The organism is Noviherbaspirillum sp. FW303-A3 (genome assembly GCF_058788695.1).
In genome coordinates, this window is sequence record NZ_JBYTAZ010000001.1 from 2176372 (window position 1) to 2198933 (window position 22562).

Sequence of the window (22562 nt, forward strand, 5' to 3'; positions counted from 1 at the left end):
CTCCCGTCCGCAGGGATCGCCATGAAAAGGGCCCGTGCACTATCAAAGCCGATATTGCACATAGTCACACAAAAAGGGGGGAACGACAATCGAGGCTGCTGCCGGGCGGGAATACCGCATATTGCACCGCAAGATACATCCACACCACCCACCCGGACCACACGTTGTGCGACAAAAAGTGGGCGCCGCGCATCATCTGCCCCCATCCCATCGCCATGCCGGCAATGAGGCCGACAGCAAGGAACAGCCGCGCCAACCGGGGACGAACATCATGCAACCCGAAATACAACGCGACCAGTGCAAAGCCGCCCGAGGCATGCCCGCCGGGGAAACAGTGTCCCGCCGCAATCCCATCTGGAAGCCGGTCGAGCAGTCCGTGGAAGGGCGCATAACCGCCGTACTCAGCCAGGTCCCAGGGACAGTGCAGGGCGCTGCCATGCTTGAGCAGCGACACCAGCAGCGCGCCGCCGGCCATGCCCGCGACGATCCATAACAGGCGGCGACGGTGCGGTTCCCACTGCGGCAGGAGCCAGGTGAGCAGGTAGGCGCCGAATACCGCGAAGGCGATGCCGATGACCAGCAGCTTGGCGCCGCTGTGCATGACGTTCTGCAGGAACAGGTCATCGCGCAACAGGAAGGCATGCGCGGATGCATCGTAATAGGCGGCAATCAGTGCCCGGTCCAGCGGCGTCGCTTCGAACAGCAGCGCCAGAAGCGGCGCCAGCGCCACGGCCCACAGCAGGCGCGGGTCGCGGCAGCGTGCCAGGAAGCCTGTCATGGCAGCCGGCGATAGAGGCCGCCTTTGTACAGCTCCGCCGCGCCCTGGTAATACGCAATCGCCTCGCGCAGCAGGGACTGGTCGACCGGGATGCTGGTGAGGTTGGACTGTTCGTCGACGCGGTAGGCGGCCACCTGCCGCTTCGGGCGCAAAACGGTCAGGATGTTCTTTTTCAGGTAGCCGAGGGCCTGGTAGTTGCTGATGAATGCCCGGTCTTCCTCTTCCGGGGTGTGCAGGACATCCCTGCCGAGGAAGCGGGTCGGGTAGCTGAAATCGAGCAGCCCGAGCAGCGTCGGCCCGGCATCGATCTGGCTCGCGAGACGGTCCACCTTGCCCGGACGGATGTGGGCGGGTGCGTACACGATCATCGGGATGTGGTAGCGCTCGACAGGCAGCTCGGTCTTGCCGGCACTCGATGCGCAGTGGTCGGCCACGATGACGAACACCGTGTCGCGGAACCACGGCTTGCTGCGTGCCCGCTCGAAAAAGCGGCCGATGGCATAGTCGGTGTACTTCACCCCGCCTTCGCGTCCGGTATGCGAGGGAATGTCGATGCGCCCTTCCGGATAGGTGAAGGGCCGGTGGTTGGATGTGGTCATCACATGCGTGAAGGAATGCTTGCCCGCGCGGTGCGATTCGTCGATTTCGTCCAGCACCTGGTCGAACAGCGCCTCGTCCGCGACACCCCAGATGTTCTCGAACGGAATGCGCTCGGACGGGATCGATACGCGGTCAACGACGCGGTAGCCGTTACCGCCAAAGAAGGCGTTCATGTTGTCGAAGTAGCCGTAGCCGCCGTAGGCATAGCGCACGTCATAGCCCTTGCCCTGGAATACGCTGCCGAGCGAGAAGAGCTGCGCATTGTCGGGGCGCTTCACGATGGATTGACCCGGCGTCGGCGGCAGCGACAGCGTCAATGCCTCCAGGCCGCGCACAGTGCGTGTCCCCGTCGCGTACAGGCGTGTGAACAGCAGGCCTTCGCTTGCGAGGCGGTCGAGGTTCGGCGTCAGGTTCCGGCGATTGCCGAAGCTTCCGAGGAAATCCGCGGAAAGACTTTCGACGGAAATCAGCACGACGTTGAGACGCTTCTCGGCGGCCAGCGCCTGCACGATGCGCGGCTGCTCGACGCGGACGGTACCGGGCGCGACCAGTTGCCCGAGCATGCGGCGCACTTCGCCGCTGGGCAGCGTTTCATAGAAGCGCGCGTAGTCGAGTTCGTTGTTGCGGAAGGCGGCGCCGAAGCTGTACAGACCGTTCGCCGCCAGCTCGCCGTTGTACTGGTTCTTGAAGATTTCCGTGGAGAGCAGGCCGCTGCCGAGCCAGCCGGCGAGTACCACCCCACTCCAGCAGGCGACATGGCGCAGGCGGCGCGCGAACGGATCGGTGACAGCGAGCGCTGCGGCCAGTTTCTTCCTCGCGAGGAACAGCAACACCGCCGTCAGCACCAGCAGCGCGCCAAGTATCTGTCCGACAGGATAGGACTCGCGGATATTGCCGATCACCTCATGCGTATAGACGAGGTAGTCCACGGCAATGAAGTTGTAACGCACGCCGAACTCCTGCCAGAACAACAGTTCGGAAACGAAATCGAACAGCAGCAGGTACACGGCGAGCGCGAGTGCCGCCGCCTTCAGCGTCCTGGAGAAGGGCTGCCATTTCCGCCCCTGTGGCAGGAAGAGATGCATGAGCAGCACCGGCAGCATTGCCCACAATCCGGCAACCAGGTCGTACACGAATCCAAGCGCGAGGCTTGCCGGGACAGCGGCCCAGTCCACGTCCCCGGCTGCCATCGCCAGCAGAGCGAGACGTGTGGCGAATGACGCAATCAGGAAGACGAAAAGAAAGAGCAAGGGCATGCCGCCGAAATGGCGTTGCAGTCCGGTGCGCGCTTGAATAGTGAATGACATCCGCAAGTCCTCCAAAGGTGACGTGCGGAGTATAGAAACGGGACTGTGAAGGCCGGATGGGGGTTTTGTGAAGGAATTGTGATGTGCTGCGCTGCCGCTTGCGAAATGTCAGGCATGGAAGCGAACGGCCACCCTGGTGCCATGCTGCGGATCACCTTCTGCGGCATGGCTGTCAATGCTGCAGATCCAGCCGTGGGCGTCGCAGACGCGCTTTACGATGGAAAGGCCGAGGCCCATTCCTCCGGGGAGGTCGCTTGCGCGGTAATGCCTTTCGAATACACGCGCGACATGTTCCGCAGGAATGCCCGGGCCGGTGTCGGTGACGCTCAACACGCCATCGGCAAAGCCGATGACGATCCGTCCACGCTCGGTATAGCGCGCTGCATTGCCGACCAGGTTGTCGAGCAGCAGTTGCAGGAGCGACGCATCGGCTTGCACCATCGAATGCCCGGCAATAGCGATGTCGATCTGCACGCCGCGTTCTTCGCAGGCATGACGCACCGGTGCAATTGCGGCTTCCACAGATTTTTTCAGGTCGAGCGGCTTGCGCTCGTCAAGCGTCAGTTCGCGCGCCAGGAAAAGCAAGCCACGCAAACGGGATTCCATCGCGTCCACGGAAGCAACGATGCGTCCGGCGCGGTCCTTGCTGCGCTCGGACAGCGCCGGGTCTTCAGCAAGCAGCTCGGCACTGGTGCGAATGCGCGTGAGCGGCGTGCGCAGTTCGTGACTGACATTGGCGGTGAATTCGCGCTCTCGCTCCAGCAGTTCGCGGTTGCGCTGCCGGTAACGGTCGAGCGCATCGGCGAGCAGCGACACTTCGCGATCCAGGCCGGGCTCGTTCAACGCGGTTTCGTCGTCGCGCTTGAGGCGCTGCGTGATGTTCTCCAGCTGGTGCAGCACACGCCCGGCGAGCCAGTAGCCGAGCCAGAGGGATGCGAGACTCAGCACCGCGATTCCCATGATCAGTTTCCATTCCAGCTGTTCAAGCCGTGTCTCGTGCTCGCTGGCGTCGTACATCAGGAACAGGCGCTCGCTGCCGCTGTCGCGGATGCCGACGTGGTATTCGGTATCGCCTGCATACCATTCATGGATGCCAGCGGGCAGGGTTGCGTATTGCTCGGGCAATTCTGCCGGGCGCTGTCCGGGCGCAAGGCGAAAGAATTTCATGCGTTGCGGCGCTGTCGGCAGGTCGTCCAGGTCGAGCGGCGTGCCGGGCTGGCGCAGCTGGTTTTCGAGAGTGGCATTGACCACTTCGTTGATCATGTCCTCTTCCTGCTCCTCGGTGCTCACGAAGAGCGCCACCGTCTGGATCAGTACGGCGAAGGTCGAGAGCAGCGTGAAGGTCCAGGCGAGGCGCCAGCGCAGGCTATTGATCATCGGGATTCACCAGGCGGTAGCCGCGGCCGTGCACGTTCTCGATCATGTTCTTTCCTTCCGGGAGCGCCAGTTCGCGCCGCAACTGCGACAGGTGGCTGCGCAAGGTGTCGCTGCTGGCCTGCTGCTGTCCCCACACCGCCTGCTCCAGTTCCTCTCGCGTAAACAGCCGCCCGGGCTGCCGCAGCATGGTGACGAGGAGGTTCAGGCTCTTCGGCGACAGCTTCAGCGGCTTGCCCTGCCAGGTCACGTTGCCCGAGAACGGATCGTAAGAGAGCGCCCCCACACGCACGGCGGCGTCGACCACCCTGCCCTGCGCGCGCTTCACCAGCGCCTGGATGCGCGCATCCACTTCCTTCAGGGAAAACGGTTTGACCAGGTAGTCGTCAGCGCCGGCATCGAAACCGGCCAGCTTGTCGTCGAGCGCATCGCGCGCGGTGAGCATGAGGATGGGAATGCTCATCCTTGCATCGCCGCGAATGCGCCGTGCCAGTGTCAACCCATCCATGCCGGGCAGGCCGAGGTCCAGCACGACGGCGTCGAAGCGTTCCGTCGTCAGCAGGTGCAGCGCGGCCAGGCCGTTGGGCGCCGCGTCCACCTCGTAGCCCCTGGCGGTGAGGTAGTCGTACAGGTTGCCGGCGATGTCGGCGTCGTCCTCGGCGATCAGGATGCGCATCGCAAGTTATACCGAGCGCGTGATACCACCGTCGACCCGCAGGTTCTGGCCGGTGATGTATCCGGCATCGGCCGACAGCAGGAAGGCGACCGTCTTCGCGATCTCCTCTTGCGTCCCCTGCCGTCCCATGGGAATCTGCGCGACCGTCGCGTCATTCTGCGCGATCGAGTCCACATAACCCGGCAACACGTTGTTGATGCGGATGTTCGACTTCGCGACCTCGTCCGCGTAGATCTTGGTGAAGCTGCCGAGCGCGGCACGCAGCGTTGCGGAGATGGGGAAGCGCGCCGATGGCTCGTAGGCGGCGAAGGTGGAAATGTTGACGATCGCGCCGCCGCCCTGCGCCTGCATGACCGGCGTGACGAGGCGCGCCATGCGCACCACGTTCAGGAGCAGCAGGTCGAGGCCTGCATGCCAGTCTGCATCGGTGAGTTCCAGCAACGGGCCCTTCTTCGGATGGCCTGTGTTGTTGACGACGGCATCGATGCGGCCATGCGTGTCCATCGCCAGCGTGACGAGCTTCCGCAGGTCATCGGCATTGTCGCTCGATCCCTGCAGCGCGATGCCGCCGAGCTCTTTTGCAAGCGTGTGGATGTCCGCCGAGCGCGACATCAGCGCCAGCTTGTAGCCGCGCGCAGCGAGTTCCCTTGCGCATGCGGCGCCCATGCCGCGCGACGCGGCGGTAATCAATACAACCTTGTCCATGGATACGGTCCCGGTGATGAATCGACGGCACATCATATCAAGCGCCATACCCTGCCGTACAATAGCCGGATGAACATCACCCTTCCCGAACTGGAACAGGCCATCAACTACTGGCGGGCCTTGCGTCCATCGACCGGCGAGGAATGCGCGCTCTCTCCCGAAGTCAACGCACTGGCCGATGTCTACGCAATGATGATCTACAGCAGGAGCCACTCCCTGCCTTTTGCCCAGCTTGGCCAGGCCGCCCAGCAACTGGTGGAAGCCTGGCGCGCGCAAAAAACTTGACGCCATGGCAACATCTGCCGGAATTTTTCCGGTTCATGCCACATTTCCGCCTCCCGCCTCGTCTTGCCTCCCCGCATTTCTGGTGCCCCCTGGCGTAACCGGCACCGCGACCGCAATCGTCTCCTTGTGCACATCCAATCCAACGTATTTGCTAAACTCGTTCACGGCCTGCCCCCCCTCAATTACGGCTCTGAGCCTGGGTTGAAAAACCTCAAGCTTAATCCGCGTCGCTTGAGGTGCGGCAGGTCAATACATTATGTCTAGGCTGCCATGTGCCGCGCCTGCCGCGGGTTCGCGACGTCCGGCCTGTCCTTTTCCCCTTTCGGCTTCAGGTGCCGCAGGTTGGCCTGACCCGCATAGTCGCTGTCGAGCAGCGCTGCGACCTTCTCGCCATCATGCCCGCGCTCGCGCAGCCATTGCGCCACGAGCGCGGCGAGCCGGTCCAGTGCGATGCGGTGCGTCGCATCCGTCTTCGCATACAACCAATCCGCCAGCGCCATGAAATTGGCAAAAGGCGCATCGGCAAGAACGATCGGCAGCGTGTTCGCGAAACGCCCGGAGTTGGCGACCATGTCCCAGTAGCGCGCAAAGCGCACCAGCCGCTGCATGCTGGCGAAGTCGATGCGGTCGGTGGAGAGGATGGTGTACGGCGCGTTCGGATCGAACACCAGCTTGTACGCCTCGGTATGCCGGATCACCGGCGTGCCGCGCAGGCGCTTGAGGATGCCGAACTGGATCTCGTGCGGGTTGATGGCGACGAGGCGGTCGAAGCCGCGGGCAAAGCTGTCGATGTCCTCCCCCGGCAGTCCCGCGATCAGGTCCACGTGCAGGTGCGCATGCGACTCTTCGCACAGCCAGCGGATGTTGGCGGCGGATTTCTCGTCGTTCTGCTTGCGGCTGATGATGGCCTGCACTTCCGGGTTGAAGGTCTGGATGCCGATCTCCAGTTGCAGCGTGCCGGGCGGGAACTTCTTTATCGCGTCCTTTAGCGCGTCGGGCAGGTGGTCCGGCACGACTTCGAAGTGCGCGAACACCGGGTCATCGGGATGCGCGGCCAGCTTGTCGAGGAAGAACTGCATGATGCGCAGGCTGGACTTGATGTTCAGGTTGAAGGTGCGGTCGACGAACTTGAACAAACGTGCCCCGCGCGCGTGCAGCGATTCCAGTTCGGCGAGAAACAGGTCGAGGTCGAAAGGCCACGACGTCTTGTCGAGCGAGGACAGGCAGAACTCGCACTTGAACGGGCAGCCGCGCGATGCCTCGACATAGAGGTTGCGATGGGCGACGTCCTTGTCGTCGTACAGCGCATACGGCAGCTTGATGTCCGACATCGGCAGCTGCACGCCGGCGTGAATCTTCATCAGGGGCTTCGGGCCATGCAGGATCTGCCTGCACAGTTGCGGAAAGGTCGCCTCGCCCCAGCCGGTGACCACATAATCGGCGAGCTGCGCGATCTGCTGTTCCTGCGTTTCGTGGGAGACTTCGGGACCACCGAGCACGACGACGATCTCCGGTGCGACGCGCTTGAGCATCGCGACGACCTTCGTCGTTTCTTCCACGTTCCAGATATACACGCCGAGTCCGACGATGCGCGGCCGGTGCGCGAGAATCCGTTCGACGATTTCCGTCGTCTTCGCGCCGATCACGAATTCCTTCAGTTGCGTCTCCGGCTGCAGATCGCCCATGTTGGCAATCAGGTAACGCAGCCCGAGCGAGGCATGGGCGTAGCGGGCGTTGAGGGTGGATAGCAGGATGGTCATGGGGGCAACAGGCGGGAGCGGCAGCCCCACATTTTACGCCTGTCCGCCCATCGCGACACCGCGCCCCCGGCCTGCCTCAATAGCTGTAGGCCACGTTCAGTCCCGCGCCCCAGTCCGGGCTGCCGTCGGCAAAACCCTTGGTTGCATACGCCTGCAGCTTGTAGCCGCCGCCCAGCTTGCGCGAATAGAAGCCGGTGATCTCGCGCTGCGCGAAGCCGGTGTCGGTGGACCGGCTGCGATAGTCCAGCATCGCGCCCACGCTGGACAGCTGGTCCAGCTTGTACGACAGGCCGGCATTGGCGCTGACGACATCCTTGAGCTTCAGGCTGTCGGAAGAACCGAGCATGCCGTAACCGATCCCGCCGAAGTAGGTCACGTTGCCGAACTTCGCATAGGGGTCGACCAGGATCCAGAAATCGTTCTCGCCGGTGCCTAGGCCACGGTCGCTGTCGGCCGTGCCCCACTTGACCTTGCCGGTGACGTCGACGCCGAACTGCGACTTCGGATCGATCATGAAGGAGTAGGTCGCCGCGGTGGTGAGATCGCCCATCCCGGAGTCCGTGCGTACCCGCGTCGCCGTCTGGCTCACGGCGCCGACACCCGCAATCACATTGTCCGAACCGGTAATGCGCACATAAGGGATGGATGCCTTGAAGGTCCAGTTGCCGGTTTCATAGGCGCCGATGAGCGGAATCGCCGTGATCTCCGTGGTGGTGTCCGTACCGTACTTGCCGGTGGTGTAGTCGAATCCGGTTTTCACGGTGAAGTTGCCGTCGGCAAGCGCCGCCTGCGACACGAGCACGGCGGCAAGAAGGGTCAGTCTTTTCATTGCTATAACAATCGTTGGTCCAACAAAAAACCGGGCAACGCATGTTGCCCGGTCGGGAGGGGGAAGTGCTGCTTAATTGCGGCGGGTCTTTTCGACTTTCTCAGGCCGCTCGATCTTTTCAACCTTGGCGACCTTTTCGACTTTCTCCACCTTCTCTACCTTTTCTACCTTTTCTACCTTGTCGATCTTCTCGACTTTTTCAACTTTCTCGACCTTCTCAACCTTGTCGACCTTGACCGGCTTTTCAGCCTTGAAGGCGGCAATCGCTTCGCGCTTCTCCGCAGCGGCTTCCCGGTTCAGGGCAGCGCGCGCCTGGCCTGCCTGCGCGGCTTCCGGCAGCACGACTGTTGCGCCGTGCGCCTTCGCTGTCACGCCGTCCGGCAGGGTCGAGCCCGGCTTGTAGACGGTTGCGCCCTTGCGGACTGTCGTGGTCGTGGTAGTCGTGGCGGTCGAGGTCGTCGTCGTAGTCGGCGTAGTCGTTGCAGTCGTCGTCGTGGTGGTTGAAGGCGTTGCCGTCGTAGTAGTGGTCGGCGTCGCAGTGTCGGTCGTCGTCGCAGTCGTCGTGGCCGGCGTTGCAGTTGTCGTAGTCGCAACCGGCGTCGAACTGGTGGTCGTGACCGTGGCGTCAGTCGTGGTGGCAGTCTGTGCGAATGCAGAACCCGTAGCCAGCAGGGCAGTGGCAAGTGCGCTCAGGACAATGGCGGGGGCGGTGATCTTGGTGCGTTTCATGGTGGTCTCCCAAAGGCAGGTATCAAGTAATCAATGCCGGGACCATGTTAAGTGCGCATTGAAGGAATTGGCGCCACGGAAATGTTTCAGCTGTAAGAAAATGCTACCATTTAGAAATATTCTATCCAGGCCTCCAGTCCCGGAGGGCTATACCCCCTCCGCCTGTAGCGGCATCTTGACCTCAATCAATGGATTCGGAACTGCGCCTTTTCCCGGTGGAATCGCAGTGATTAAATGCTTTAACCAGTGACGTTAAAGACTGTCGAGGTAGCCATGATTGAAACCACCGAAAAAAAAGAGCTTGATATGCTCCAGATTTCCTGGTCGCAGGATCTCGCCATCGGCCATGAACTGATTGACGCAGACCATCAGGAAATTTTCGACGCCGCGCAGCGGCTGCAGGCGGAAATCTCGTCTGAAGAGCCGGAGTATTCCATCGTCGGCGAAGTGCTGGTCGAGCTGATCGATCACACCGGCGGGCATTTCGCGCGCGAAGAGGCGCTGATGCGGGAAATCGGATTTCCCGCGTATGAGGCACACAAGCGTGAGCACACCCTGTTGATGCAGAAGGTCAACCACCTGCACCGTCAATTCATGGATAGCCGACGCAACTGGAACCTGCCGGTCGAAGTGGCGAACTTCATCCAGTACGGCCTGGTACGCCACATCATGCGTTCGGACATGGAGCTCGGCCGCTTCATGCACGCGGACCGCTGAATCCCATCGATCCCGGGGCGTACCCCGGGGTTGTCTCGAATTTGCCTATTTCGCCGCCGTTACCGGCTTGCGTGTCACATGGGTACGCAGGACGTATTCCGACACATCGGCGATATCCTGGTTGCTCAGGCTCTTTTCCCAGGACGGCATATGGCCGCGTCCGTTCGACACTGTCGAGAACAGCGAGAACCCGGTCGCATAGTCGCGGAAATCCTGCTCCTGGAAGTTGCGCGGTTTGATCTGCGCCACGCGCTGGTCGGCCCCCTTTCCGTCGCCGTTCGCGCCATGACAGGACTGGCAGTTCGCCGCATAGACCGTCTTCCCGCGCACCGCATCCGGTTTCAGCCCGTAGGGATAGTCCACTTTCTTCGCATTGGAATGGTCGTGGCCCTTGTGCCGGGGGTCGTTGTGGTCATGGACATTGTCGGCCGGCCTGCCGCCCATGAAGCGGACGATAATGTAGTCCACCATGGTTTCCATCTGCTCGGGGCTCAGGTGCTCCTTCCACGAGATCATGGCGGTGCGCTTGCCATCCTTGGTCAACGTCCCCTTCATCAGGGTCTGCAGCATGTGGTCGCGCGACAGTTCATCGCGCGCCTTGGCGCTGGTGAAATCACGCGGCGCCGGGTCGAGCGCAAAGCGGGCCTGGGTCTGGCCGTCGCCGTTCGGCCCGTGGCACACGGCACAGTAGTGGCGGTAGAGCTTGTCCGGCTCGTCCGTGCTCATGTGGCTTTTCCACTTCTTGTCCTGCGCCATGGCAGAACCGGCGGCAAGACTTGCCGCCAGCAGCGCGAAAACGGCCGCCCGGCGTGCGGCTTGGCTTTGGTACATCACGAACCTCTCAACGATATCGATCAGGCAGGAGGCACCCTGCCATCGGGTTTGGGGCCCATTGTATAGCCCCCCGGAAACCGCGCAACCGAATCTACATCAAGTTTTTGCGTCGATTCGATGCTTGTTTGATACCGCCATGGCAAGTCCGTGATGACAAGCTGTCAGGCTTACTTCTTTTCCATCTCCTTTTCCTGCAGCGCGCGCCACATCACCTTCCCTGTCGCCGACTTGGGCAGGGCCTGCACGAATTCCACCAGCTTGGGCACCTTGTAGGCCGCCATCTTCTGCTGCGCCCAGGCGATGATCTCGTCTCCCGTCGCCTCCACGCCCGGCCGCCGGACGATGACGGCCTTGACCGTTTCGCCGCGGTACGGGTCGCGGGCGGCGATGATGCAGCACTCCTGCACGGCCGGATGCTGGTACATCATCGACTCCACTTCCGCCGGCCAGACCTTGAAGCCGCTGGCGTTGATCATGCGCTTGAGGCGGTCGGTGAAGAAGAAGAATCCTTCCTCATCCATGTAGCCCAGGTCGCCGGAACGGAAGAATCGCTTTCCGTCCAGTTCGGCGAAGGATTCCTCGGTCTTGCGCGGGTCGTTCCAGTATCCCTGGAAGACCTGCGGGCCATGGATCCAGATCTCGCCGGTTTCGCCCTGCGGCACTTCCTTCATCGTGATCGGATCGACGACGCGGGAATCCACGTTCAGGTAGGGCACGCCCAGGCATTGCTGCTTCAGCCGGTTGGGCGGGTTGACGTGCGATGCGGCCATGGTTTCCGACAGGCCGTAGCCTTCCATGTACTGCTGTCCGGCGAGGTCGAGCAGCTTTTGCGCGATCGCCGCCGGCATCGCCGCGCCGCCGCCGGACACGCGCTTGAGTCCGGAGATGTCGTATTCCGGCAGGCGCGGATTGGACAGGAAATCGATCATCATGGTCGGGATCAGCGTCCATGTCGTGACCTTGTAGCGCGTGATGAGCTGGCCGGCCGCATCGCGATCCCAGCGCGGCAGGACGACGATGGCGCCACCGGTATAGATCATCGCGTTCATCACCGACTGCATGCCGGTGACGTGGAAGAACGGCAGCACGGCCAGCGTGACATGGTCCGGCGCCATCGGCCCCGACCATGTGGGCGATGCGACCGCATTGAACATCACGGAGCGGTGCGTATGGATGCAGCCCTTGGGCTTGCCCGTGGTGCCCGAGGTATAGGGCATGCAGGCCAGGTCCTCCGGCCCCGCCGCGTGCGCACGCGGGGCATGTGCCGCATCGAGCGCATCCTTCCATGCCGCCACGCCAGGCATTGCAGGCACGTCACGCGGCGCGCGCACGAAGTCGGGCACGTTGAGTTCTGTCGGCTGGACCAGGTAATCGGAGTAGCTCGCGACAATCGCCTTCTGCAGCGCGCCCTTGCCCACCAGCGGCGCGGTACGAGAGAAGATTTCCTGCGACACGATCGCGACCTTTGCCCCGCTGTCCTCGACGTAATGCTGCAGCTCGTCGGTCATCAGCATGGGATTGACCGGCACCACCATCGCATCGGCGCGCATGATCGCGTAGAAGGCGATGATGAACTGCGGGCTGTTCTGCATGTTCAGCAGCACGCGGTCGCCGCGCTGCACGCCGCACGCATGCTGCAGGTAACCGGCCAGCGCGAGCACCTGCTCGTGCACTTGCGCATAGGACAGCACGGTGTCGTAGAAGATGATCGCAGGCTTGTCCGGATAGCGGCGCGCGGACACTTCCATGTTCACGTACACACTGGTATCGGGAGTGGTGATGGCGTACGGGAGTCCCGCCGGCCAATGGGCGTAGTGGGTGGTGTTCATTGTCTCCGTCTCGTTTTCTTATATGGAAAATCGATTATAGGTGGGCACGGGAAATGCTGCTGACGCTGCCTTCCGGCAGGATTTTTTCTGCTGCGCTACCATCCAGTTTCTTCCCGTCAGATCAAGAAAGATACATGCCATGAAACTCTATTACTCGACCGGAGCCTGCTCCCTCTCTCCGCACATTGTCCTGCGCGAGGCGGGCTTTCCCTTCGAACTCGAGCGCGTGAACCTTGCCAGCAAGAAGACAGCCGGCGGCGCGGATTACCTCGCGGTCAATCCGAAAGGCTACGTGCCGGCGCTGGCGCTCGACAACGGCGAGGTATTGACGGAAGGACCCGCCATCATCCAGTACCTCGCGGACAAGGCGCCGGAAAAGCAGCTTGCGCCGGCAGCGGGCAGCATGGAGCGTTATCGCCTGATCGAGTGGCTGAACTTCATCTCGACCGAGCTGCACAAGACCTTCTCTCCGCTGTTCAAGCCGAACGCGCCGGAAGAAACCAAGCAGGCTTCGCGCGACACCATTGCCGCACGGCTCAACATAGTCGAGAAGCAATTGCAGGAACGCGACTACCTGAACGGGAACCAATTCAGCGTTGCGGATGCCTATCTCTTCACCGTGCTGAACTGGGCACGGCCGATGAAGTTCGACCTGGGCCAATGGCCCGCGGTACAGGCATACATGCAGCGGGTGGCCGCACGGCCGGCAGTCCACGACGCCATGAAGGCGGAGGGCCTGATCAAGGAATGATCGGTCCACGCGCTGCAACTTGTCGCGTTGGGAGGTTGCAGGGAAATGAGCTCGAAAATCAAGTCAATCGGTGCCAGGCCGCGCGTCGCGCTCGTTCTCCAGGGAGGCGGCGCGCTTGGCGCCTACCAGGCAGGCGTCTACCAGGCACTGCACGAACATGGCCTGACACCCGACTGGGTGGTGGGCACTTCCATCGGTGCGATCAACGGCGCCATCATCGCCGGCAATGAACGAGCCAACCGGCTCGACAGGCTCAAGGAATTCTGGGACGAAGTCGCGCACTCCGACCTGCTCGACATGCGCAAGGTGCCCGATCCCGCGCGCCGGCTCAACACCATGTTCACCACCATCGATACCGTCACGCAAGGCGTGCCGGGGATGTATTCGCTGCGCTGGTTCAATCCCTTCTTCGCGGGCTGGCCGGTCGAGGCGGAAGCGGCGAGTTTCTACGACACCACGCCGCTGGAGGATACGCTGAAGCGCCTGGTCGACCTGCAATGCCTGAACGCGTCGAGCGGCATCCGCCTGACCGTCAGCGCAATCAAGGTCACCTGCGGGCGGCTCGACAACTTCGACACCGCGCACCAGGCGGTCAGCATCAAGCATGTGATGGCCAGCGGCGCGCTGCCGCCCGGGTTTCCGCCGGTGCGCATCGACGGCGAACTCTACTGGGACGGCGGACTGTATTCCAATACGCCGCTGGAAACCGTGCTGGCGGACGAGCCGCGTGTCGACACCATCTGCTTCATGGTCGACCTGTGGAGCCCCGACGGCCCGGAACCGAATACGCTGGAACAGGTGTACACGCGGCAGAAGGATGTGCTGTATGCGTCACGCTCGCGCCGGCATATCGATGCCTACCTGCGCGGTTACCGCTTGCGCCGCCTCATCCGAACGCTGCGCGAGAAAGTCCCGGATCACATGCTGGGAGAGGATGAACTGCGCGAGCTGGAAAAGGTCGGCACCGACACTACGATGCATATCGTGCGGCTCGCGTACGCCGGCCGCGACTGGCAGATGGCGTCCAAGGACATCAACTTCTCGAAGGGCTCGATCGAATGGCGCTGGGAACAGGGCTATCTGGATGCGATGCGCGCCATCGACCATGGCGCCTGGCACGCGGAAGCCCCCGAAGGGGCCGGCGTGCTGGTGCATGAAATCGGCCCGGACGGGCGCGAAGAACGGTTATCGAGCTGAGGCGGAGAGCACGCCCTGCTCGGCGGACATGCGGCAGGGCAGGCCGCGCTCCATCGCCGCGTTGGCGACGCCGTCGCCGGCTGCGCCTGCAAGGCGCGACATGACGAACACGTTGCCTGCAGACCGGTCAACACGAATCGGACGAATGTCGGCCAGTTCCGACCAGGCGCTGACCGATTTCCAGGTATTGCTCGCCTTGTTCAGTATCTGGAGGAAGTACTGGCCATCCTGCCGGCGCACGCGAGCCCCCACGGAACCGTCGACATCCATGATCCAGCGCGTCACTTCGCCGCTGTTCTTCCATACCATCTCCACATTGCCGGTCGCTGGATCGGCGGTGTAGACGTCGAAGACGGCGGGATCGCGCCGGTTGCTGACAAGGACAAGCTTGCCGGACTGGGCATCGCCGGCATGGATCACGTGCGAAGTGCTGCCTTTCCATGGGGTGAGGTTGATCGGCGTCGCACCCGGGCGGTCGGTATCGATCAGCATGACCTGGGTATTGCCGCCGCCGGCGGGATCGGCTTCATGGATCAGGTGGCGGCTGTCGCAGGACCAGTAGGGCAGGTTGCGTCCGAGCCGGAACACGGCGGCGTCTCCGCCGTCCACATTGCGCACGAAGGTCGTGACCTCCCTGCCGTACTGGGCGTGCCAGAGCAGCTTCCTGCCGTCGGGCGAGGCCTTGCTGCCGCTGGGCGCATCGATGCTGGCGACGAATTTGCGAAGCGGATCGGGCGCCGGCAGCTGGGCAGCCGCAGGCGAAGGCAGGGCCGGCCACCCCGCGCAGCCGGCGAGCGCGCACACACTGCCTGATAACACGATGCGCGATGCAATCGATGCCATATTGTCATTCCTTGTCGAACCGGGATAGCCGCAGAGTATAAAGCATTGCGTTACCGTTTCCGGGCCAAGGTGAGCCCATCGCCAAGGGGCAGCATCGACAGGTCGATGCGCGCGTCGTCACGCAGCAGCCGGTTGAATGCCTGCAAGGCAGCCGTGTCCTCATCTTCCGGCGCCTGCGCCACCTTCCCGCCCCACAGCACGTTGTCGACGGCCACCAGGCCTCCCGGCCGCAACAGGACCAGGCAGCGTTCGTAGTAGGCGGCATAACCAGTCTTGTCGGCATCGATGAAGGCGAAGTCGAAGCTGCCCGCCCGGCCCCCGGCGATCAGCGCGTCCAGTGTTTCCAGTGCAGGTGCGATGCGCAGGTCGACCTTGTGCGCCATGCCAGCCTTCTCCCACCAGGCACGCGCGATATCCGTGTATTCGCGGCTGATGTCGCAGGCCACCACCCGCCCGTCCTCCGGCAGCGCCAGGGCGACAGCAAGCGCACTATAGCCGGTGAAGGTGCCGATCTCGATCGTGTTGCGCGCGCCGAGCAAGCGCACCAGCAGTTGCATGAACTGCCCCTGCTCCGCCGCGATCTGCATGCTTGCCCGCGGATGCGTGCGGTTGGCCTCGCGCATTGCTGCCAGCACAGGATGGTCGCGCAGGGAAACATCGAGCAGGTACTGGTAAAGCGTGTCATCGAGATTCAATGTACGTGTCGTCATGGTTTTCCTTTCTTGTCATCGAAAGCGGCGAAAGCATATTGTGCAACGTCCGGCAGAGCGTGGGGCGTCACCATTCCGGCCAATGAATTCGCTTGCTTTCCCTGGAGAAAAAAACGTGATGTTTTCCAACATTTTGGGAAAAGGTTGACATCGATCATATCGGAGCGACGCCCGGCTTTTAGCATGAAAAGTTGCCGGTCGTCGCGCCGCGCAAGGGAATCCTCCCTGAATACCGGACTTGTACGTTTGCAAGCGGGCACAATGCTTACGAAGAACTCGAACGCCGCCGAGACGCCGACCGTTCTGATCGTGGACGACACGCCTGCGAACCTTGCGGTGCTGTCGAACTACCTTGGAGACAACGGGCTGTCGGTGGTGGTAGCCGAAGACGGCGAAGAAGGCATCGCACGGGCCGTGTATTCGCGTCCCGACCTGATCCTCATGGACGTCATGATGCCCGGCATGAGCGGGTTCGAAGCATGCCGGCGCCTCAAGCAGGATCCGGAAACCAGGGACATCCCCATCGTTTTCATGACGGCGCTGTCCGATGCGAGCGACAAGATCGCCGGATTCAACATCGGTTGCGTCGACTATGTCACCAAACCCTTCCAGGTAGAGGAAGTCCTCGCCCGCGTCCGTGCCCACCTTGATTTACGTTGCATGCAGCGGCAGCTCGCCGCGCAAAACCTGCAGTTGCGGGAAGAGATCAGCGTACGCCGTCAGGTCGAGGCGGAACTGCATCAGGCTCGTGACAAGCTGGAGGAGCGCGTGGCGCAGCGCACTGCCGAACTTGCGCAGGCGAACGACAACCTGCGCAAGGAAAACGCCGAACGGGCCCGCGTACAGGAAGAGCTGAAGGAACGGGAAGCGCGGATCAGGCGGCTGTTCGAAGCCAACGTGATCGGCATTTTCTACTGGCGGGTCGACGGTGGCATCAGCGAAGCGAACGACGCCTTTCTGCAGATCATCGGCTATTCGCGCCAGGAATTGCAGGCCGGTGCCGTCCACTGGACAAGTGTGACACCCGCCGAGCACGAAGCGGCGGACACCCATGCGCTGACAGAGTTGAGGGCAAGCGGAACCTGCGCCCCCTACGAGAAGGAGTACATCCGCAAGGACGGCAGCCGTGTTCCCATCCTGGTGGGCGCTGCCCTCTTCGAAGGACGGATGGATGCCGGCGTGGCATTCGTCCTCGACCTGTCGGAGCGCAAGAGGGCGGAAAAGCGCATCGCCTTCATGGCACATCACGATGCCTTGACAGGATTACCCAACCGGACTCTCCTGCAGGATCGCATCACGCAGGCCATTGCGCACGCGCGCCGCTCCGGACGCAAGGTGGCGGTCCTGTTTCTCGACCTCGATTATTTCAAGCGCATCAATGATTCGCTCGGCCACGCCATCGGCGACCGCCTGCTGCAGATGACAGCGATGCGGCTGCTGGCATGCCTGCGCGAAGGTGACAACCTGGCCCGGCTCGGCGGCGACGAGTTCGTGCTGTGCCTGCCTGACCTTGCCGACGACAACGATGCCGCGCTGGTCGCCCGCAAGACACTGGATGCGCTGGAGGCGCCTTTCATGGTCGAAGGGCACGAGCTGCATATTACCGGCAGCATCGGCATCAGCCTGTTCCCCGATGACGGCATGGATGTCGATGCCTTGATGCGGGCGGCGGACACCGCGATGTATCACGCCAAGGAAAAAGGCCGCCACAACGCCCAGTTCTTCACGCCGGAGATGAACAAGGCGGCGCGCCTGCGCCTTGCGCTGGAGAACCGGCTGCGCTATGCGCTGGCGGCGGACATGTTCGAGGTCCACTTCCAGCCGCAGATCGACATGCGGACCGGCGTCATGTTTTCGTCCGAGGCCCTGCTTCGTCTGCGCGAGCCGGGAAAGAGCCCGGTCTCCTGCGGTGACTTCATCTGCGTCGCGGAAGAAACCGGACTGATCATGCCGCTTGGCGAATGGGTTCTCGAAAAGGCATGCCGGCAACTGAAGCAGTGGCACGACCTCGGACATACCGGCCTGCATGTGGCGGTGAACCTTTCCGCCCGCCAGTTCTTCCAGCCGAACCTCTGCGAAACCATCGCGCGCATCGTCGATGCCACCGGCATCGACCCGAGCGCGCTCGATCTCGAAATCACGGAAAGCATCCTTCTGCGGCGCACAGACGACAACATCAATGCGCTGCACCGGTTGAGCGAACTGGGCATCCACCTTTCGATCGACGATTTCGGGACGGGCTACTCCAGCCTTGCGTACCTGCAACGCTATCCTGTCAACACGCTCAAGATCGACCGTGCCTTCGTCAGCGGCATTACCCGCAATGCGAATGACCGCGCGCTGGTCACGGCGATCGTGGCCATGGCCCACGGGCTCGAGATGAACGTGCTTGCCGAGGGCGTCGAAAGCGCAGAGCAGGTCGAATTCCTGCTCGACCATGGATGCCACTGCGCCCAGGGCTTTTATTACAGCGCGCCGCTGCCGCCCGATGATCTGACGGGGCTCCTGCGCAAAACCGGGGGACGCATGCCCGGACTTGACCTGCACAAAGCATAGGCAAGCCTGCCTTGTGCCGGGAGACGGAAATGAAAGCACTCAATCGATATCGCAGGCTGCACCGTCTTCTGCACATCCCGCAAGAAACGGACATCCCATTCACGCGCATCCTTGCCGCTGCCGCGGTGGCTCTGCTCCTGGCCGTCATGCCGGCGGCCTCTTCCATGGACGCAGCCCGTGCGCAGGACGTTCCCGCAGCACGGCCGCGCGTTGCCCTGGTGGTAAAGACGCTCACCAGTCCCTTTTTCACCGAAATGGAAAAAGGTGCGCGCCGGGCGGAAGCACAGTTCGGCATCGACCTCGTCGTCAGGACATCCACCCAGGAGACCTCGATCGAGCAGCAGATCGCCATCGTCGAACAGCTGACGCGCGCCAGGATCGACGCCATCGTCATTGCGCCGGCCGACTCCTATCGCCTGATCCCGGTCCTCAAGAAGGCGCAAGATGCGGGCATCGCCATCATCAACGTGGACAACCGTCTCGACGCGGACAGTTCGCGCCGGTACGGGCTTGCCGATGTGCCGCTGATCAGCGTCGATAACCAGGCCGCCGCTTACAAGGCGGTCAAGCATCTGACGGCCGGCGTCTCCGTGCCGACGGAGGCGGCAATCATCGACGGCTTCCCGGGAGCGACCAACGCCGAAGAACGCAGGCAGGGTGCCATGCAGGCATTCGGCGAGAACCGGAACATCGCGATTGTCGGCAGCGAACCTGGCAACTGGAAAATCGACGATGCCTATGAGGCGGCACGCAAGCTGTTCAGCACGCGCCCGCGTATCCGCCTGCTCTTTTGCGCCAACGATCTGATGGCGCTGGGCGCATTGCAGTATCTGCTGGACGCGCGCATCCAGTCCGTCCGTGTCGCGGGCTATGACGGCCTCGAAGAAGCGCGCCGCGCCATCCGGCAAGGACGGCTCGTTGCAAGCGTGGACCACCAGTCGGGCCGGCAGGGTTACCTGGGCGTTTCCTATGCGGCAAGGCGGCTGAAGGGCGAACGGTTGCCTGCGGAAACCATGCTGGAGACCCGCATCATCACGAAGGAATCGCTCGCGGGACAAGGAAGATGACAGCCTTGACACCGGACTCCCCGCGCACCGGCATGGACAATACCGTGCGGCCGACGGATGCCCGGCGGCTGTTCGAGCCGCAGCGCAATATCGTTCACCGCTTCATCGTGTATCTGATGGTGCTGAGCATCCTGCCTCTGCTCGGACTGGGCCTTGCCTCCTTCGAGATTTTCCGCTCGGCCCTCGAATCGGAGGCCGAACGCCACCTGTCGCAGCTGCTGCGCGAACGCAAGCGCTTCATCGACTTGCAGACAGCGCAGATCGAAGGCTTGATTTCGAACATTTCCGGCGTCGAGACGATCATCAAGAGCCTGTCGCTCCCCTACAACCCGTCCGACGATTACACCCGGCTGCTCACGCAGTCGCGCATCGGCTATATCCTGAACGGTTACGTGAACATCAACGGCCTGGTGTCGATCGACATCTTCGCCGCCAATGGCGCGCGCTACCACGCCGGCGACACGATGGATATCGACAACCGGCGAGACGATGTGCTGGATGCGATCCGCCGCGAAGCCGGCTCAAGCCCGAATCCGGTGTACTGGGCAGGCATCGTCGACAATATCAACAGCAACTCGAAACACACCAGGGTCATTACGGCGGCAAAGGAACTGTACGGCTTCCGGCCGCGATCCGCGGACCAGGAATTCCTCGGACTGCTGGTGGTGAACTACAGCGTCGATTACCTGAAAGAGCAACTCGGCAGCATCGGTCCGGGAGAGATCATCCAGATCGCGCTGGTCGACGGCAATCAGCGGCTGGTGTATCACTCCGACGCCAGCCTGATCGGCCTGCACGCCGATCCCCTCATGCTTGAACGGATACGCGGCGCGGCCGGCAGCTTCCTGCTGGACTCCGGGTCGTCGAATACCCTTGTCAGCCATTTGCGCTCCGAACCTTCCGGGTGGGACCTGGTCGGCTTCGTGCCGCTGTCCGCCATCGATGCCCGCACTGCGGTCATCGGCAAGGCGACCCTCCTGGTGGTGGCGCTGTGCCTGCTGATCGTTGCGATTTTGGCCTACCTGTTTTCGCGCCAGTTCGTTGCGCCCTTGCGCCGGATCACCGACAGGTTCATCCAGCTGCGCGGCAATTCCGCCGCAGACGGCGACCATCTGCCCGTGCGCGGAGAGGACGACGTGGCCGAGCTGACCGCCTGCTTCAATGCCTTCCTCGACAGCCTGCGCGAGCAGGCGCGTGCCGAAAAGGCGCTGCATGCAAGCGAGATGCGGTTCCGCACCATCTTTGCCGACGCGGGGATAGGCATGGCGGTGCTGGCGCAGAACGGGCGCATCCTCCTCGCCAACCGTGCACTCGTGAACATGCTGGGCTACACCGCGGACGAGCTGCAGGGAAAGACGCTGGCGGCACTGATGCGCCCCGGCGATGCCGGGAAGATATTGTCAGAGCAAAAACCGTTTGAAGCGCCGGGGCAAAGTCAGGTGTTCGAATCGCGTTTCCGGCACAAGGACGGCCGTATCCTATGCATACGGGTAACCGAAGCCCTGCTTCCGGAAGCCACGCATAACGGCGACCGCACGATCGCCACCATGGAAAACGTCACGTCGCAGAAGGAAGCCGAGAAGGAGCGGCGCGCACGCGTGGCGGCGGAAGCGGCCAACGACGCCAAAAGCGCCTTCCTTGCGTGCATGAGCCACGAACTGCGCACACCGCTCAATGCCATACTCGGCTACGCGCAGATCCTCCGCCGCGACAAACGCTTGCGCGACCATCACGCGACGGGCCTGCGCATCGTTCAGGAAAGCGGGGAACAGCTCCTCATGCTGATCAACGACATCCTCGACCTGTCCCGGATCGAGGCCGGCAAGCTGGACCTCTATCCGGAAGCCGTGAATCTCCATGGCTTCCTGCAAGGGATCGCGGACGTCATACGCGCCCGCGCGGAGGAGAAAGACCTGCAGTTCGCATTCGATGCGTCCGCCGGCTTGCCCAATGCGGTATGGGTCGATGCGCGACGGCTGCGGCAGATCCTGCTGAACCTGCTGGGCAACGCGGTGAAATTCACCGACCGGGGCGAAGTCCGGTTCCGCACCCGCCGATTGCCCGACGAAGGAAAAGCCGGAGCCTGGGTCCGGTTGCGGTTCGAGGTCGAAGATACCGGCATCGGCATTGCCGCCGACCAGCTGGAAGCGATTTTCCTCCCCTTCGAGCAGACGGGCGACACACGCCGCCGCAGTGCCGGAACAGGCCTTGGCCTGGTGGTCAGCCGGCAGCTGGCGCGGATGATGGGAAGCGAAATCCAGGTCTGCAGCGTGCCCGGCCAAGGCAGCCGGTTCTGGCTAGAAATCAGCTTGCGGGAAGAGCATGTGCGTCCGGAAGCGCCGTCCCTCCCTCGCACCGTCATCGGCTACAAGGGGCCGCGAAAAACCGTCCTGGTCACGGACGATATCGCCGAAAGCCGGCAGATGGTGATGGACATGCTCGGCTCGCTGGGCTTCGCCACCGTCGAAGCAGGGAACGGCCAGGAAGCGATCGACAAGGCGCAGGCCGAACGGCCCGACCTGATCCTCATGGATGAAGTCATGCCCGTGATGACCGGCCAGCAAGCCATTGCGCGGCTGCGAGAACTTCCCGGCAGCAAGGACATACCCATCATTGCCGTATCCGCCAGCGCCTCCGATCCTGAAAGGGTGGACAAGCTTGCGGCTGGCGCCAACGCCTTCCTGCCGAAGCCCATCGACCTGAATGCGTTGCTGCAGCACATCGGCCGCCTGGTAGATCTGGAATGGGAATACGAGCCGGAAGAACATGGAGAGCCGGCACAGGACGATGGCCTGGCTGCGCACCCTTCCATGGAGGAGCTGCAGGCACTGCATCACATGGCGCTGCTGGGAAACATGCGCGAGATTCGCGAGTGGGCGGACCGGCTCGGCGCCAGGGATGCGCATTTCCGCGTTTTCGCCGGCAAGCTGGGCTTGCTCGCCGACCGCTGCCAGTCCAAGGCCATCCTCTCCCTGGTGAAGGAGGCGATGGCCGACAAGCAGGGACATTAGGCAT

The 22562-nt window shown here is 62.7% G+C and carries 20 protein-coding genes; 7 read left to right on the forward strand and 13 right to left on the reverse strand.

Translation table 11 applies throughout. The features are described from left to right. Positions 1 to 64: 64 nt before the first annotated feature. The 5 genes from AC3WOY_RS10690 to AC3WOY_RS10710 form a co-directional block, all read right to left on the reverse strand. Positions 65 to 778: a phosphatase PAP2 family protein gene (locus AC3WOY_RS10690; protein WP_492423514.1), complete on the reverse strand. Its 714-nt coding sequence runs from the start codon at positions 776 to 778 to the stop codon at positions 65 to 67. After that, on the reverse strand, positions 775 to 2685 hold the full coding sequence (locus tag AC3WOY_RS10695; protein ID WP_492423516.1) for an LTA synthase family protein: 1911 nt from the start codon (positions 2683 to 2685) through the stop codon (positions 775 to 777). Before AC3WOY_RS10695 ends, AC3WOY_RS10690 begins: the two co-directional genes overlap by 4 nt. Positions 2686 to 2793: 108 nt before the next feature. Further along, a complete protein-coding gene (locus AC3WOY_RS10700; protein WP_492423518.1) occupies positions 2794 to 4062 on the reverse strand; it encodes a sensor histidine kinase in 1269 nt (422 codons plus the stop codon). Further along, a complete protein-coding gene (locus tag AC3WOY_RS10705; RefSeq protein WP_492423520.1) occupies positions 4052 to 4735 on the reverse strand; it encodes a response regulator transcription factor in 684 nt (227 codons plus the stop codon). Before AC3WOY_RS10705 ends, AC3WOY_RS10700 begins: the two co-directional genes overlap by 11 nt. Positions 4736 to 4741: 6 nt before the next feature. Continuing rightward, positions 4742 to 5440 (reverse strand): SDR family oxidoreductase, encoded by a 699-nt coding sequence (locus tag AC3WOY_RS10710; RefSeq protein ID WP_492423522.1) that lies wholly within the window; start codon positions 5438 to 5440, stop codon positions 4742 to 4744. A 69-nt stretch (positions 5441 to 5509) separates the two neighbouring features. Here AC3WOY_RS10710 and AC3WOY_RS10715 point away from each other — a divergent pair, with 69 nt between their 5' ends. Next, positions 5510 to 5725, forward strand: a complete 216-nt coding sequence (locus AC3WOY_RS10715) for a DUF3717 domain-containing protein (RefSeq protein WP_492423524.1) — start codon at positions 5510 to 5512, stop codon at positions 5723 to 5725. A 260-nt stretch (positions 5726 to 5985) separates the two neighbouring features. Here the strand turns inward: AC3WOY_RS10715 and AC3WOY_RS10720 are convergent, their stop codons facing one another. The 3 genes from AC3WOY_RS10720 to AC3WOY_RS10730 all read right to left on the reverse strand — a co-directional run bounded on the left by AC3WOY_RS10720 (position 5986) and on the right by AC3WOY_RS10730 (position 9043). After that, positions 5986 to 7485, reverse strand: a complete 1500-nt coding sequence (locus tag AC3WOY_RS10720; protein ID WP_492429259.1) for a B12-binding domain-containing radical SAM protein — start codon at positions 7483 to 7485, stop codon at positions 5986 to 5988. Between the two features lie 76 nt (positions 7486 to 7561). Beyond that, positions 7562 to 8314 carry a hypothetical protein gene (locus AC3WOY_RS10725; RefSeq protein WP_492423526.1) on the reverse strand — a complete coding sequence of 251 codons (753 nt, stop codon included), beginning with the start codon at positions 8312 to 8314 and terminating at the stop codon, positions 7562 to 7564. A gap of 72 nt (positions 8315 to 8386) precedes the next feature. After that, positions 8387 to 9043, reverse strand: coding sequence for a hypothetical protein (locus tag AC3WOY_RS10730; RefSeq protein WP_492423528.1), 657 nt, complete (start codon positions 9041 to 9043; stop codon positions 8387 to 8389). Positions 9044 to 9349: 306 nt separating this feature from the next. Between AC3WOY_RS10730 and AC3WOY_RS10735 the strand changes: the two genes are divergently transcribed. Continuing rightward, complete coding sequence (locus AC3WOY_RS10735) at positions 9350 to 9760, forward strand: bacteriohemerythrin (protein WP_492423530.1); 411 nt, start codon at positions 9350 to 9352, stop codon at positions 9758 to 9760. A 45-nt stretch (positions 9761 to 9805) separates the two neighbouring features. Here the strand turns inward: AC3WOY_RS10735 and AC3WOY_RS10740 are convergent, their stop codons facing one another. Then, positions 9806 to 10591 (reverse strand): c-type cytochrome, encoded by a 786-nt coding sequence (locus AC3WOY_RS10740; RefSeq protein WP_492423532.1) that lies wholly within the window; start codon positions 10589 to 10591, stop codon positions 9806 to 9808. 170 nt (positions 10592 to 10761) lie between these two features. After that, complete coding sequence (locus tag AC3WOY_RS10745) at positions 10762 to 12423, reverse strand: long-chain fatty acid--CoA ligase (RefSeq protein WP_492423534.1); 1662 nt, start codon at positions 12421 to 12423, stop codon at positions 10762 to 10764. A gap of 139 nt (positions 12424 to 12562) precedes the next feature. Here AC3WOY_RS10745 and gstA point away from each other — a divergent pair, with 139 nt between their 5' ends. Next, positions 12563 to 13174, forward strand: a complete 612-nt coding sequence (gene gstA, locus AC3WOY_RS10750) for a glutathione transferase GstA (RefSeq protein WP_492423536.1) — start codon at positions 12563 to 12565, stop codon at positions 13172 to 13174. A 45-nt stretch (positions 13175 to 13219) separates the two neighbouring features. Then, positions 13220 to 14371, forward strand: a complete 1152-nt coding sequence (locus tag AC3WOY_RS10755; protein WP_492423538.1) for a patatin-like phospholipase family protein — start codon at positions 13220 to 13222, stop codon at positions 14369 to 14371. Here AC3WOY_RS10755 and AC3WOY_RS10760 read toward each other — a convergent pair. Genes AC3WOY_RS10760 through AC3WOY_RS10770 form a run of 3 tightly spaced genes read right to left on the reverse strand, consistent with a single transcriptional unit; the run spans position 14360 to position 16109 of the window. Further along, positions 14360 to 15214, reverse strand: a complete 855-nt coding sequence (locus tag AC3WOY_RS10760) for a TolB-like translocation protein (protein ID WP_492423540.1) — start codon at positions 15212 to 15214, stop codon at positions 14360 to 14362. The two genes, AC3WOY_RS10755 and AC3WOY_RS10760, sit on opposite strands and share 12 nt — an antisense overlap. Positions 15215 to 15264: 50 nt before the next feature. Continuing rightward, positions 15265 to 15924 (reverse strand): class I SAM-dependent methyltransferase, encoded by a 660-nt coding sequence (locus AC3WOY_RS10765; RefSeq protein ID WP_492423542.1) that lies wholly within the window; start codon positions 15922 to 15924, stop codon positions 15265 to 15267. Next, complete coding sequence (locus AC3WOY_RS10770) at positions 15921 to 16109, reverse strand: hypothetical protein (protein WP_492423544.1); 189 nt, start codon at positions 16107 to 16109, stop codon at positions 15921 to 15923. The genes AC3WOY_RS10765 and AC3WOY_RS10770 overlap by 4 nt, the downstream gene beginning before the upstream one ends. 76 nt (positions 16110 to 16185) lie before the next feature. Here AC3WOY_RS10770 and AC3WOY_RS10775 point away from each other — a divergent pair, with 76 nt between their 5' ends. Genes AC3WOY_RS10775 through AC3WOY_RS10785 form a run of 3 tightly spaced genes read left to right on the forward strand, consistent with a single transcriptional unit; the run spans position 16186 to position 22558 of the window. Next, positions 16186 to 18480 (forward strand): two-component system response regulator, encoded by a 2295-nt coding sequence (locus AC3WOY_RS10775; RefSeq protein ID WP_492423546.1) that lies wholly within the window; start codon positions 16186 to 16188, stop codon positions 18478 to 18480. A gap of 29 nt (positions 18481 to 18509) precedes the next feature. Next, positions 18510 to 19547 carry a substrate-binding domain-containing protein gene (locus AC3WOY_RS10780; protein WP_492423548.1) on the forward strand — a complete coding sequence of 346 codons (1038 nt, stop codon included), beginning with the start codon at positions 18510 to 18512 and terminating at the stop codon, positions 19545 to 19547. A 5-nt stretch (positions 19548 to 19552) separates the two neighbouring features. Next, complete coding sequence (locus AC3WOY_RS10785) at positions 19553 to 22558, forward strand: ATP-binding protein (RefSeq protein WP_492423550.1); 3006 nt, start codon at positions 19553 to 19555, stop codon at positions 22556 to 22558. Positions 22559 to 22562: the final 4 nt, after the last annotated feature.